Genomic DNA, 12,886 nt, shown 5'->3' with positions numbered 1-12,886 from the left:
CGGCGAACCACGCCATGACAGGCACCGCCGCCATCGTCCCCGCCATCGAGCTGCGCCCGCTGGGCCGCGTCGATTACGCCGACACCTTCGCGGCAATGAAGCAGTTCACGCAGGAGCGCACAGCGGACACGCCCGATGCGCTATGGGTTTGCGAACACGCCCCGGTCTTCACGCAAGGCATTGCGGGCAAGCAGGACCACATCCTGAACCCCGGCGCCATTCCCGTCGTGCAGACCGACCGCGGCGGCCAGGTCACGTTCCACGGCCCCGGCCAGGTGGTGGCCTACCCGCTGATCGACCTGCGCCGCGCGGGCTACTTCGTCAAGGAATACGTCTATCGCATCGAGGAATCGGTGCTGCGCACGCTGGCTCACTTCGGCGTCACCGGCCACCGCGTGGCGAGCGCGCCGGGCATCTACGTGCGGCTGGACGACCCGTTCTCGCACGCGATGCTGAAAGCATCGCCTTCAACCGGTTCGGCGCTGACCGGCCCGCTGCCCGCGGGCGACCCGTTTCGCGGTCTCGGCAAGATCGCTGCGCTGGGCATCAAGGTGAGCCGCCACGCCACCTACCACGGCGTGGCGCTCAATGTCGAGATGGACCTCGAACCCTTCTCCCGCATCAACCCATGCGGGTATGCGGGGCTGCAGACGGTCGACCTTTCTACAATCGGCATCCAAACCACATGGGAAGAAGCCGCCACGGTGCTGAGCCAGAAGCTCGGCGCCTTCCTCGCGCCTTGACACACCAATGAGCACCACAGAAGTCGTCCGCGACGCCCAAAGCGCCGAAAACTACAACCCGCTGGCCAAGCAGAAGGCCGCGGCCAAGCTCTCGCGCATCCCCGTCAAGGTGGTGCAGCAGGGCGAGGTGCTCAAGAAGCCCGAGTGGATCCGCGTCAAGGCCGGCAGCCCGACCACGCGCTTCTACGAGATCAAGCAGATCCTGCGCGAGAGCAACCTGCACACGGTCTGCGAAGAGGCCTCGTGCCCGAACATCGGCGAATGCTTCGGCAATGGCACGGCCACCTTCATGATCATGGGCGACAAGTGCACGCGCCGCTGCCCGTTCTGCGACGTGGGCCATGGCCGCCCCGACCCGCTCGACAAGGACGAGCCGCTCAACCTGGCCAAGACCATCGCCAAGCTGCGCCTGAAGTACGTGGTGATCACCAGCGTCGACCGCGACGACCTGCGCGACGGCGGCAGCCAGCACTTCGTCGACTGCATCCGCAACATCCGCGAGCTCTCGCCGACGACGCAGATCGAGATCCTCGTGCCCGACTTCCGCGGCCGCGACGACCGCGCCCTTGAAATCCTCAAGGCCGCGCCGCCGGACGTGATGAACCACAACCTCGAGACCGCGCCGCGCCTGTACAAGGAAGCGCGCCCCGGCAGCGACTACCAGTTCAGCCTGAACCTGCTGAAGAAGTTCAAGGCGCTGCACCCCGACGTGCCGACCAAGAGCGGCATCATGGTGGGCCTCGGCGAGACCGACGAGGAGATCCTGCAAGTCATGCGCGACATGCGCGCGCACGGCATCGACATGCTGACCATCGGCCAGTACCTGTCGCCGTCGGGCTCGCACCTGCCGGTGCGCCGCTACGTGCACCCGGACACCTTCAAGATGTTCGAGGAAGAGGCCTACAAGATGGGCTTCAGCCACGCGGCCGTGGGCGCGATGGTGCGCTCCAGCTACCACGCCGACCAGCAGGCAGGACACGTTCTGGCCGGCGCGCCCTCGCTCGATTGAACGCCGCGGTGACCGTCCCAGCGGCGGACGCGCCGCAGTCAGGCAGGCCCCTGCACATCCTGCTGGCGATGTGCTATCTCGTGCATCGCACGGGGGCGGAAATGTTCACCCGCGACCTGGCGCTGTGGCTGCGCCGCCGCGGCCACGCCGTCACGATCTTTGCAACGGCCTTCGGGGACATGGCCGACGAACTGCGCTTTGCCTCGATTGCCTGCGTCACCGAACTGAGCGACATTGCGGCGCGGCCGGACGTGATCATCGGCAACACGCACCACGAGACGGTTCGCGCGCTGCTGCATTTCCACGACGTGCCGGTCCTCACGATATGCCACGACCGAAGCGCCGAACACGGACGCCCGGCGCAGTTCACGCAGGTCGTATGCCATGTGGCCGTCGACGAGAACTGCGCCGAGCGCCTGGTGCACGAGTTCGGCATCGCGCGCGAACGCATCGAGCTGATCCAGAACGGGATCGATCTTTCGCGCTTTCCGCGGCGCGGCGGGCTGCCGGCCCGGCCCCGGACGGCGCTGGTCTTCAGCAACTACGCCTCGCACGACGCGCAGCTCGAGGAAATCCGCGCCGCCTGCGTGCAGCGCGGACTGTCGCTGGACGTGATCGGCAGCGGCACCGGCAACCACCTGCCCGACCCGGCCGAGGCACTCGGCCGCTACGACATCGTCTTCGGCAAGGGGCGCTGCGCCACCGAGGCACTGTGCACCGGCAACGCGGTGGTGGTGCTCGATCCGAGTTCGGGCATGGGCGAGATGGTGACGGCGGCCACCGTGGCCCACGCGCGGCGCTGGAATTTCGGCCGGGCGCTGCTGATCCGGCCGATCACGCGGGAGAACGTGGGCGCCGAACTCGATCGATACGACGCCGAGGATGCGGGCAAGGCCGGCGAATGGATGCGTGCGCATGGCGGCCTCGACGCAACGCTCGGCGCGCTTGAGCGCTGCGCGCAGCGCATGGCCCTGCAGCACCCCGTGATCGAGGTGCCCGCAAGCCAGCGCGCGAATGAGGTGGCCCGCTATATGGAGGACTGGATCCGGCGCGGCAACCCGTCGGCGGCGCATCTGGCTGTTGCGTCCCTGCAGCAGCACATCGGGTGGATCCAGCAATCCTTCAACGACCATCAACGCATGCATCAGGCTCGAATCGACGCGCTGCAGGCAGAGCTGCAACGCCAGGCCGAAGAGGCACGCCGGCAGACGGAGCTCGCCGCCATGCAGGCCGCAGCGCAGCTCGCCATGCAGACCGCCGCGCAGGCCGTACAGGCGGCGCAGGCGTCGCAATCGAACGCCGATTGCAACGCACGGCTGGCCGAAGCCGAGCAGCAGACCCGGCAGGCGCGCACCGAACTCGCCCTGCTCCAGGCACAGCTGCGCGAGGTCTACGCCAGCCGTTCGTGGCGTGTGACCGGACCGCTGCGGCGGGTATCAACCCTCGTCCGGCCCGGCGGTCCGCGCGCATGAAGGCGCTGGTGATCGCCGCCCATTCGGGGCACGAACTGCTGCTGTGGAAGTGGCTGCGCAACGAGCGGCCGGACTTCGTGGTGCTGACCAACGGCGCCGGTTCGAGCGGCGTGCCGCGGCTCGAACCGACGATCGACAACCTCGCACGCGCGGGGGCCCGCTGGATTGCGGATGTGGTGCGGCCGGTTGCCGATGCCGACATCTACCGGGCGCTGCTTGAAGGCGACACGCGCCTGTTCACGCAGTGGGTCCACGCCTTGACGACGCACGTCGTGGAGCAAGGCATCGACTGCATCGTTGCCGATGAAGCCGAGGACTACAACCCTTCGCACGACCTGTGCCGCCTGCTGGCCAACCAGGTCGCCGCGCACGCCGTGGCGCGCGGCCGCACGGTCGTATCGCTCGGCTATCCCACCGTGGGCCATCCGAGTCCACCGGCACGGCTGGCTTCCGAGCGCCATGTCATGGTCGAGCTCGACGGCCCCGAGTTGCAGGCCAAGCTCGACGACATGCACGGTTACGCGCACAGCTTCGGCGGCCAGCTGGAGCGCGAGCTGGCGGGCTTCATCGCCGAGTTCGGCGCCCAGGCTTACGGCCGGGAATGCCTCTTCGCCGCGCAGCCCACGCGCTATGAACTGGCGGAGGCGCCCGCCACCAAACCCGCCTTCGAAATCTTCGGGGAGGAACGCGTCGCAGCCGGCGTCTACAAGCACGTCATCCGCGGCGCGCATCTGCAGGCCGTGGCGGATCGGCTGCGCGACGCGATGACACATCCATCGATGCCTCGATGACCTTCACGACGCCAGCCAGCGACGACAGCACGACCGCCATCGCCGCCGATACGGCAGCCGCGAGCCCGGTCGACGCCGCACTGGCCCATGCGATCGTGGGCCTTGGCCGCTTCGGCAGCATCCACGCCCGAAAGCTCCTCGCCCTGCGCGGCTTCCAGCTGCGTGCCCTCGTGGATTGCTCGTCGTCGGCCCGCGCCGGCGCAGATCTCGCGGCGCTGCCATTGCTGTCCAGCGTTGACGACCTGCCGCCGGGCATCGCGTCGGCCACCGTTGCCACCAGCGACGACGCGCACGCCGAGCTTGCCCTGTCGTTGATGCGGCGCGGCTGCCACGTGCTGGTCGAAAAGCCGCTTTGCATCGACCGGCACGACGGTGCCCTGATGGTCCGCACGGCGCGGCAATACGGCGTGACGCTGAGCACCGGCCACATCGAGCGCTTCAACCCCGTGTTCGGCACCGTGCTCCTCGCCCGGCTGCGCAATGCCGCGGCAAGCCACCGCCAGGACCAGCGTCCGTTCATGCGGTTTCGCCGCTATTCGACGCGCGTTGCCATGGCCAGGGACAGCGTGCTGGACCTGATGGTGCACGACCTCGACCTGTTCGCCTGGCTGTGCGCGATTCCCGCGGAAGCGCCAATGGAAGTGCTCGCACGGCACATCGACGTGCACAGCGTGCGTGCGCGCGTGCGGCTGGGCACGTTGGTCGCCGAATTCGAGAGCGGCTACGCCAGCACGCCGGCGATCGCTCGATTGCAGGTGTGCGACGGCCACCGGGAGCAGTTGCTGGACCTGCGCAGCGGCGCGCGTTCGACGACGACGACGACCGGCGACGACGCCCTGGCACGGCAGTACCACGGCTTCAGGCGCGCCATCCTGGGCCAGGCCAGCCGCGTCGCGTCGGGTGCCGATGGCCTGGCGGCCGTGACCCGGGCTTGCCAGGTACTGCACGCATGAAGATCCCGCTGTTCCGGTCGGCCGCATCCACCGAACCGAGAGCGGCGCACCTGGCCCAGTCCCTCGCCGCAGTGCTGCGCAGCGGCGTGTACATCCTCGGTCCGCAGGCCGAGGCTTTCGAGGCACGGCTGTCCGGCCTGCTGCAAGGCCGCGAGACCGTGGCCGTGGGATCGGGCTCCGAAGCGCTTCTGCTGGCCTTCAAGAGCCTCGGCATCGGAAGCGCGGGCGGAGGGGACGCGCTGGACGAGGTCCTGCTGCCGAGCTACACCTTCGTCGCCTGCGCGGAAGCGGTGCTCGCTGCGGGCGCGCGGCCGGTCTTCGTCGACAGCGCGCCGGACGACTTCCTGCCGACGCTCGCGCATTTCCGCGACGCCCGCACGCCGCGCACCCGCGCAATCCTCGCGGTTGGCCTCTTCGGCGACCCGAGCGGCCTGCCCGAACTGGCCGCCTACTGCCGCGACGAGAAGCTGTGGCTGGTCGAGGACGTCGCGCAATGCCTGGGCGCCCATGCCGCCGGCACCTGGGGCGACGCCGCGGCGATGAGCTTCTATCCGACCAAGACCCTCGGCGCCGCCGGCGACGCCGGTGCGCTGGCCTTCAAGGATCCGCAGCATGCCCGCAAGGCGCGGCTGCTGCGCAACCACGGCTACGCCGACGGCCGGCACCACTGCCTCGGACACAACAGCCGCATGGACGAATTGCAGGCCTGCCTGCTCAATGCCGCGCTGGACGACTTTCCGGACAACATCGCGCGACGGCGCGCCATCGCAGCGCGCTACATGGCGGCCTGGGCGGACTGCCCGATCGGTTTGCCGCGAGGCTCGGCGGGCCACGCGTGGAACTATTTCGTCATCACCCTGCCCGGCCCCCGCGAACGCGCGGCCTTCGCGGCGCGGCTGGCCGCATCAGGGATCGCCACCCGGGTCTACTACGAGCAGCCGCTGCACCGGCACGAGGCGCTGCGGCCCTGGCATGGCACCCGCGCCCTGCCGCACAGCGAAAAACTGGCCGGCTGTTCGCTCGCATTGCCGCTCTATCCGATGCTCGGCGACGAGGAAATCGAGTACATCATCGGCGTCGTACGGCAAGCTTCCGGCGCATAGCGGCGGCCAACGCCGCGGGACCACATCGAAAGGGAGAACGGATCAGATGGCCACCATCCTGACCACGCTGGCCACACGCCCCGTCGAGGGCCTGGTCGAGAACCACGCAGCCTATGCGCGCCGGTACGGCTACGCGCACCGCATCGCCGACAGCACCCATGTGTGGGGTCCGCGCCAGCCGGTCTTCTTCCGCTACCACGCGATCTACCAGCACCTGGCGCAGGCCGACGAGGGCAGCCTGCTGCTGGTACTCGACCAGTTCGCTGTCGTCTACTGGCCCCGACCGCTGGAAGAGGTGTTCGACGGCATCGACGCGCTGGTCTGCGCGCAACCCGACGACGACGCGCTCTGCAACACCAGCATGCTGCTGCTGCGCAACACGGCCGCGGTGCGCGAGCAGGTGCGCCAGTTGGTCGACCATGTCTCCCATTGGGCAGTGCGCATCCTGGAGGACAACGAGCAGCCCGAGAACGCGCTGGTCGCCCGTGTCTTCCCGCCCCGCCCCTGCGCCCTTCCCCTGCTCAACGGCATCCACGCCAATGTGCAGGCCAACTGGCCCGCGGGCAGCTACTACGAATCGATCCAGGGTGTGCGCCCGCTGGTGGCCAGCGACGCGCCCACCTGGCGCCGCGCAGGCGCCGGAAACCAGTGGACGCCGGCGCTGGACTACGACTTCCGCGGCGTGCAGAACCTCGTGGAGGACGCCGCGGCCCTGGCCGCCGACGAACGCCCGCCCTTCCTCTTACTCGCCGGGACCACGCCCCCACCCGAGGACGACCTGCACCTAAACCCCGGCGCGCGCATCGCCTTCGTCAGCATCTACACGCACCACATCGCCAGCTACGGCCGCATCCACGAAGAAAGCCTCGCGCGCTACTGCCTGCGCCATGGCTACGGCTACCACCTCTACCGCAAGGTGCCCGGCTTTGCCAACGGCCTGACAGGCTCGTGGGCCAAGCCGCACGTCATGCGGCGCCACCTCGCGGAGCACGAGTTCCTGCTGTGGATCGATGCGGACATCCTGGCCATGAACCAGTCGCTGCGCATGGAGCCGCTGGTCGACGGCCGGCAGGCGCTGGTGGGCAACGACCACACGGCCTGGAACATGAACTCCAGCGTGGTCGGCGTGCGCAACACGCCCGCGATGCACGCGCTGGTGGAAGACGTCTGCCGGCAGATCGAGGCCGCGCCCGACCGCTCGTCGGTGCACGCCAACGGCGGCGACCAGACCTACTTCGCGAATGTCTTCAATGCCCACGGCCTCGTCACCGAAGCCCAGGTGGTGGACACGCTGTCGCTGGACGCGCCCGCGATCTACGCGACCGCCGACAGCCACTTCGTGCATTTCCCGACGCAGCTGACGCCGCAGCGTGCGGCATCCATGCATTTATGGAACCGGCGCAGCCTGGCGCGTGATGCGTACGAACGCGGCGGCGACACGGCGCAGCCCGACACCACTGCGTCGTCCCGCTGACGGGGCCGCGCAGCCTCAACCGCGCGTGGCGTTCTCCTTCATCTTCGCCAGCGCGATGGCAATCGCCGCGCCGCCCAGTGTCTTGATCAGCCCCGAGTGCTGCGCATAGAACCGGCTCACCTCGTCGATCACGCCCGCGTGCTGCTGCTCGGCATGCGCGGCAATCTCGGTCACCTGCGCAGGCGACAGCTGCGAGGCCTGGTCGGGCGTGACCTGCGTCTGCCCCGGCTGCAGCATGCGGCCGAGCACGCCGCCGGCCAGCGCCGAGGCCGCTGCCGGGCCCAGCGTGGCCAGGATCTGGTTGAGCACGCCGGCCTGCTGCTGCGGCGACGACTGGCCGAACAGCTTGCCCACCATGTCGCCGAAAGGCGGCGTCTGGTCGGATCGCATGGCCGCGGCGAGCCCCGCACCGACTTCGTCGGTCGATGCCTGCTGCGTGACCTTGTCGAGGTGGGCCTCGGGGCTGCCGTTGCCGCCGATGGCCTGCTGGAGGATGTCGAGTAAACCCATGGAGATCTCCTTGTTACCGGGCCACGAGATGCCAGACCCCGAGCAGCAGGGCCGCGCCGATCACCGAGGCGATGAAGCCGGCGCCCGCGCCCGCAGCGTACAGCCCCAGGGCCTGTCCTGCATAGGTCGCCACCAGCGACCCGGCAATGCCCAGGACCACGGTGAGGATGAACCCCATGGAGTTGTTGCCCGGAAGGATGGCGCGGGCGATCAGCCCCGCGATGAAGCCGATCAAGATGGTCCAGATGATGTGCAAGAGAGACTCCCTGTCTGTTGAAAAAAGATGATGCGGGATCGTTGCCCGTCCATCCTGAGCGCGGCCTGACGATACGCCCTCCGACAGCCGCGCGGTCGCCAAGGAGCTGGCCGAAAGCGGCAGCATTTCGCTATCCTGCCGGTTGCTCAAGAAGAAGGAATGACCTTGCAAACGCACCCTGCCGTTCAAGCCGAAATGGAACGCAATTTCGGCGCCATTGCCGATCTGGTCCACCTCCATGCGCAACACACGCCCGACCACGCCGCGCTGGCCGATGCCGGGCGCACCCTGGACTACCGCGCACTCGACGCGCTCATGGACCGCGTCGCGGCCAGCCTGCAGCGCGACGGGCTCCAGCCCGGCGATGCCATCGCCATCTGCGCCTCGTCGTCGGTGAACTACGCGGCGGTGTTCCTGGGCGCGCTGCGCGCGGGCGTCGCGGTGGCCCCGCTGGCGCCCGGCTCCACGCCCGCCAGCCTGGCCCGGATGATCGAGGACGCCGATGCGCGCATCCTGTTCAGCGACGCCTCGGCCGCCGAGGTGATCGGCCCCGCGAAGGAAGGCGGCATTGCACGCATTGCGCTCGACGGCTCGAACGTGGGCCGCGACTTCGAAGGCTGGCTCGCGCCGGCAGGTGTGCAGCCCAAGGCCGTGGAGACGCAGCCTTCGTGGCCCTTCAACATCATCTATTCGTCGGGCACCACGGGCGAGCCCAAGGGCATCGTGCAGGGCCACGGCATGCGCTGGGCCCACGTACAGCGCGGCGCCAAATACGAATACGGTCCCGACACCGTCACGCTGCTGTCAACGCCGCTGTACTCCAACACCACGCTGGTGGTGTTCTTCCCCACCATCGCCTTCGGCGGCTGCGTGGTGCTGATGCCCAAGTTCGACGCGCTCGGCTACCTGCAGCTGGCCGAGCAACGCCGCGTGACGCACACCATGCTCGTGCCGGTGCAGTACCAGCGGTTGATGGCGCATCCGCGCTTCGACGCGCACGACCTGTCGTCGTTCCGCTTCAAGTTCAGCACCAGCGCGCCCTTCAACGCCGCGCTCAAGGCCGACGTGCTCAAGCGCTGGCCCGGCGGGCTGATCGAGTTCTACGGGATGACCGAGGGCGGCGGCACCTGCATCCTGGAGGCGCACCTGCACCCGACCAAGCTGCACACGGTAGGCCAGCCCGCCGAGGGCAGCGATATCCGCCTGATCGACGAGGAAGGCAACGAACTGCCGCGCGGCAACACCGAGGTGGCCGGCGAGGTGGTGGGCCACTCGGGCGGCATGATGACCGGCTACCACCGCCAGCCCGAGAAGACGCGCGAGGCCGAATGGTTCGACGCCACCGGCAAGCGCTTCATCCGCACCGGCGACGTAGGGCGCTTCGACGCCGACGGCTTCCTCACGTTGTTCGACCGCAAGAAGGACATGATCATCAGCGGCGGCTTCAACATCTACCCGAGCGACCTCGAGGCCGTGCTGCGCGGCCATGCGGCGGTGGCCGACGTGGCGGTAATCGGAGTGCCGTCGGAGCAATGGGGCGAAACGCCGGTGGCCTTCGTGGTGCGCCGCGAGGGCGACAGCACAACCGAGGACGCGCTGCTGCAATGGACCAACGCCCAGCTCGGCAAGACGCAGCGCCTGGCACGTCTCTCCTTCATCGAGGAGCTGCCGCGCAGCGCCATCGGCAAGGTGCTCAAGCGCGAACTGCGTGAACGCGGTGGATGAAATCCCTTCGCGGTCAGCTGGTCTTTTTCTGGATGCTTCTGTTCGGCATGTGCGCCGCACTGGCCGTGGTGATGCTCACGCTCTACCGCAGCAGTGCCGGCGCGCAGGTGGCTGCGGGGCGCGCTGCGACCGAGCAGTCGTGCCGCGCGATCGCGGCGCGCTATGCCAGGTCGGCGGCCGCACCTTCCTCGGCGCAGCCGCAGGTCGATCTGCTGCAGGTACTGCTGCAGCTGGTGCTGATCGAGGCGCCCCATGTCGAGGGCGGCGTGTGGCAGGCCGCCGGCGGCCAGTTGGCCTATGCCTACCCCACCTACGAAGGCAGCGGTGTCAAGCGCGACGTGCCCGTGGCCGAGCAGCCGCTGATCGCCGAGATGGCACAGCTCGCGGCGCGCACCCGGCAGCCGCAGACCGATGTGGTGCGCGGCAGCCGTGAGGCGCTGATCGTCTCGGCCTGCCCGCTGGCCGCGCCGGGCAACGACCTGGCGGCGTGGACCATGACTCGCACCAGCGGCGGCGCGCTGGCCGCGCAGGACAGCCTGCGCACCGGCCTGAGCGTCCTGCTGGCGCTGGTGCTCGCATCGGGCCTTTGGCTTGGCTTCATCCTTCGACGTGGACTGCGCCATGTGCAGCGCCTCGAAACCCGGCTCGCGCAGGCCGATGCGGACGGCGATGCCATGCCCGAGCTGCCGCGCACCGGCGTGCACGAACTCGACCGCATCGTCGACGGCTTCAACCGCTACCGCCTGCGCTTCGAGGAGGCGCGCATGAACGTGCGGGCGGCCGCACAGCAGCACAGCCGCGACCAGCGCCTGGCGGCGCTCGGCCGCATGACCGGCGGCATCGCCCACGAGATCCGCAACCCGATCGCCACGATGCGGCTGAAGGCCGAGAACGCGCTGGCCGCCGCGCCCGAGCGGCAGGGCCAGGCGCTGCAGGTCATCGTCGGGCAGATCGACCGGCTCGACGGCCTCGTGCAAAGCCTGCTCGCGCTGGTGCAGCCGGTAGCCCTCGCGCCGGCCGAGGTGGCGCTTCATCGCTGGCTCGAAGAGCGCGTGGCCGCCGTCGCGCCGAAGGCAGCGGCGGGCGGCGTGCAGATCTCGCTGCATCACGACTTGCCCGCCAGCGCCGTGTTCGACCCGGTACACCTTGCGCGCGCCGTCGACAACCTGCTCGACAACGCCGTGCGCCATGCGCCACGCGGCGGCCACGTGGTGCTGGCCGTCGTGCAGCCCAATGCGCGCATGCTGCTCATCCGCGTGGACGACGATGGCCCAGGCGTACCCGAACCGCTGCAGGCCAGCCTCTTCGAGCCCTTTGCCACCGGCCGCGCCGACGGCACCGGGCTGGGCCTGGCGCTGGCGCGCGAAGTGGCGCTGGCGCACGGCGGCGAGCTGCATCATGTGCCCATGCAACCGGGCACCCGCTTCGAACTGGAGCTTCCGTGGCGCACCTCCTGATCGTCGACGACGACAACGCCTTCCGCGACACGCTCGCCGAAACGCTGCAGGGCCTCGGCCACGGCGTGGTGGCGACGGCCAGCGGCGCCGAGGCGCTGGAAACGCTGTCGTCGTCGCGCGAGCGCTTCGACGCCGTGTTCCTCGACCACCGCATGGCCGGCATGGATGGCCTGCAGACGCTCGCAGCCATGCAGGCCAGGCTCGTGCGCCTGCCGCCGGTGATCGTGCTCACGGCGTTCGCGAGCGCGGGCAACACCATCGAGGCGATGCGCCTGGGCGCCTTCGATCACCTGGCCAAGCCGATCAGCCGCGAGGCGGTGCGCGAGGTGCTGGAACGCGCGCTGCAGCAGCAGCACGCGGCAGCGTCGCCCTCCGGTGTGCCGCAGGACGGCGACGGCAGCGACCTGATCGGCCCGAGCCACGCGATGCGCGAGGTGCACAAGCGCATCGGCCTGGCCGCCGCCAGCGCGATGCCGGTGCTGGTCCTCGGCGAAACCGGCACCGGCAAGGAAATGGTGGCGCGCGCGCTGCACCGCCATTCGGCCCGCGCCGGCCGGCCCTTCGTGGCCGTCAACTGCTCGGCGATTCCGAAGGAGTTGCTCGAAAGCGAACTCTTCGGCCACGTGCGCGGCGCCTTCACCGGCGCGAGCGGCGAACGCCCCGGCTGCTTTCGCGCGGCCGATGGCGGCGTGCTGCTGCTCGACGAGATCGGCGACATGGCACTGGACGTGCAGGCCAAGATCCTGCGTGCGCTGCAGGAGGGCGAGGTCACGCCGCTGGGCAGCCACCGGACGGTGAAGGTCGACGTGCGCGTGATCGCCGCGACGCACCGCGACCTGGCCGCCGCCGTGCGCGAGGGCCGTTTTCGCGAAGACTTGCTGTACCGGCTCGACGTGCTGTCGATCCGCATGCCGCCGCTGCGCGAGCGGCTGGCCGACATCATCCCGCTGGCCGAGCACTTCCTGCGCCGCGCGGCCGCATCCGATGCGCCGAAGGCGCTGTCGGCCGAGGCCGCGCAACGGCTGCTGAGCCACCCATGGCCCGGCAACGTGCGCGAACTGCGCAACGTGATGGAGCGCTGCCATGCGCTGGTACGGCACCGCGTGATCGGCGCGGCGGACCTGGCCATCGGACCCGGGGCCGCGCCACGCGGCGAAGCGTCCGACACGGTGCCGGCCGAGTGGCTCGAAGGCGAACTGCCCGCCGCCGTCGAAAAGCTCGAGCGCCTGCTGATCGCCCACGCGCTGGCCCAAACGCAGGGCAACCGTGCCGAGGCCGCACGCCGCCTGGGCATTCACCGTCAATTGCTCTATCGCAAGCTGACGCAGTACGGGATCGACTGAGACGAAGCGTCCGGAAAGCGGACGCATGGTGTCCCCGGATCATGCGGCCG

12 protein-coding genes are annotated in these 12,886 nt (G+C 69.5%); 10 read left to right on the top strand and 2 right to left on the bottom strand.

Annotated elements, in window-relative coordinates; genetic code table 11:
• Positions 1-14: 14 nt before the first annotated feature.
• Genes lipB through PMI12_RS06045 form a run of 7 tightly spaced genes read left to right on the top strand, consistent with a single transcriptional unit; the run spans position 15 to position 7,545 of the window.
• Positions 15-743 (top strand): lipoyl(octanoyl) transferase LipB, encoded by a 729-nt coding sequence (lipB, locus tag PMI12_RS06075; protein WP_007830184.1) that lies wholly within the window; start codon positions 15-17, stop codon positions 741-743.
• 7 nt (positions 744-750) lie between these two features.
• Positions 751-1,752 (top strand): lipoyl synthase, encoded by a 1,002-nt coding sequence (lipA, locus tag PMI12_RS06070; RefSeq protein WP_007830183.1) that lies wholly within the window; start codon positions 751-753, stop codon positions 1,750-1,752.
• Between the two features lie 8 nt (positions 1,753-1,760).
• Positions 1,761-3,224 carry a glycosyltransferase family 4 protein gene (locus tag PMI12_RS06065; protein WP_042672942.1) on the top strand — a complete coding sequence of 488 codons (1,464 nt, stop codon included), beginning with the start codon at positions 1,761-1,763 and terminating at the stop codon, positions 3,222-3,224.
• Positions 3,221-4,015 carry a hypothetical protein gene (locus tag PMI12_RS06060; protein ID WP_007830180.1) on the top strand — a complete coding sequence of 265 codons (795 nt, stop codon included), beginning with the start codon at positions 3,221-3,223 and terminating at the stop codon, positions 4,013-4,015. The genes PMI12_RS06065 and PMI12_RS06060 overlap by 4 nt, the downstream gene beginning before the upstream one ends.
• On the top strand, positions 4,012-4,968 hold the full coding sequence (locus tag PMI12_RS06055) for a Gfo/Idh/MocA family protein (RefSeq protein ID WP_007830179.1): 957 nt from the start codon (positions 4,012-4,014) through the stop codon (positions 4,966-4,968). The genes PMI12_RS06060 and PMI12_RS06055 overlap by 4 nt, the downstream gene beginning before the upstream one ends.
• Positions 4,965-6,071: a DegT/DnrJ/EryC1/StrS family aminotransferase gene (locus PMI12_RS06050; protein WP_007830178.1), complete on the top strand. Its 1,107-nt coding sequence runs from the start codon at positions 4,965-4,967 to the stop codon at positions 6,069-6,071. Before PMI12_RS06055 ends, PMI12_RS06050 begins: the two co-directional genes overlap by 4 nt.
• 46 nt (positions 6,072-6,117) lie before the next feature.
• Positions 6,118-7,545, top strand: a complete 1,428-nt coding sequence (locus PMI12_RS06045) for a galactosyl transferase GMA12/MNN10 family (RefSeq protein WP_007830177.1) — start codon at positions 6,118-6,120, stop codon at positions 7,543-7,545.
• 15 nt (positions 7,546-7,560) lie between these two features.
• On the opposite strand, the gene PMI12_RS06040 is transcribed toward PMI12_RS06045, so the two are convergent.
• Positions 7,561-8,055, bottom strand: coding sequence for a hypothetical protein (locus PMI12_RS06040; protein ID WP_007830173.1), 495 nt, complete (start codon positions 8,053-8,055; stop codon positions 7,561-7,563).
• Between the two features lie 13 nt (positions 8,056-8,068).
• Positions 8,069-8,311 carry a GlsB/YeaQ/YmgE family stress response membrane protein gene (locus tag PMI12_RS06035; protein ID WP_007830172.1) on the bottom strand — a complete coding sequence of 81 codons (243 nt, stop codon included), beginning with the start codon at positions 8,309-8,311 and terminating at the stop codon, positions 8,069-8,071.
• 195 nt (positions 8,312-8,506) lie between these two features.
• On the opposite strand from PMI12_RS06035, the gene PMI12_RS06030 reads away from it, so the two are divergent.
• The 3 genes from PMI12_RS06030 to PMI12_RS06020 are packed head-to-tail and all read left to right on the top strand — an operon-like array spanning position 8,507 to position 12,836.
• Positions 8,507-10,036 (top strand): class I adenylate-forming enzyme family protein, encoded by a 1,530-nt coding sequence (locus PMI12_RS06030; protein ID WP_007830171.1) that lies wholly within the window; start codon positions 8,507-8,509, stop codon positions 10,034-10,036.
• Complete coding sequence (locus PMI12_RS06025; protein WP_007830170.1) at positions 10,033-11,493, top strand: sensor histidine kinase; 1,461 nt, start codon at positions 10,033-10,035, stop codon at positions 11,491-11,493. Before PMI12_RS06030 ends, PMI12_RS06025 begins: the two co-directional genes overlap by 4 nt.
• Positions 11,478-12,836: a sigma-54-dependent transcriptional regulator gene (locus tag PMI12_RS06020; RefSeq protein WP_007830169.1), complete on the top strand. Its 1,359-nt coding sequence runs from the start codon at positions 11,478-11,480 to the stop codon at positions 12,834-12,836. The genes PMI12_RS06025 and PMI12_RS06020 overlap by 16 nt, the downstream gene beginning before the upstream one ends.
• Positions 12,837-12,886: the final 50 nt, after the last annotated feature.

The sequence above is a fragment of the Variovorax sp. CF313 genome (assembly GCF_000282635.1).
Lineage (GTDB): Bacteria > Pseudomonadota > Gammaproteobacteria > Burkholderiales > Burkholderiaceae_C > Variovorax.
The sequence above is the reverse complement of the archived record's forward strand: the minus strand, read 5'-3'. Positions and strand labels throughout refer to the sequence as shown.

Coding starts and splice junctions, on each gene's coding strand:
- lipA (WP_007830183.1), top strand. CDS start 751: ATGAGCACCACAGAAGTCGTCCGCGACGCCCAAAGCGCCGAAAACTAC.
- PMI12_RS06055 (WP_007830179.1), top strand. CDS start 4,012: ATGACCTTCACGACGCCAGCCAGCGACGACAGCACGACCGCCATCGCC.
- PMI12_RS06050 (WP_007830178.1), top strand. CDS start 4,965: ATGAAGATCCCGCTGTTCCGGTCGGCCGCATCCACCGAACCGAGAGCG.
- PMI12_RS06045 (WP_007830177.1), top strand. CDS start 6,118: ATGGCCACCATCCTGACCACGCTGGCCACACGCCCCGTCGAGGGCCTG.
- PMI12_RS06030 (WP_007830171.1), top strand. CDS start 8,507: ATGGAACGCAATTTCGGCGCCATTGCCGATCTGGTCCACCTCCATGCG.
- PMI12_RS06025 (WP_007830170.1), top strand. CDS start 10,033: ATGAAATCCCTTCGCGGTCAGCTGGTCTTTTTCTGGATGCTTCTGTTC.
- PMI12_RS06060 (WP_007830180.1), top strand. CDS start 3,221: ATGAAGGCGCTGGTGATCGCCGCCCATTCGGGGCACGAACTGCTGCTG.
- lipB (WP_007830184.1), top strand. CDS start 15: ATGACAGGCACCGCCGCCATCGTCCCCGCCATCGAGCTGCGCCCGCTG.
- PMI12_RS06040 (WP_007830173.1), bottom strand. CDS start 8,055: ATGGGTTTACTCGACATCCTCCAGCAGGCCATCGGCGGCAACGGCAGC.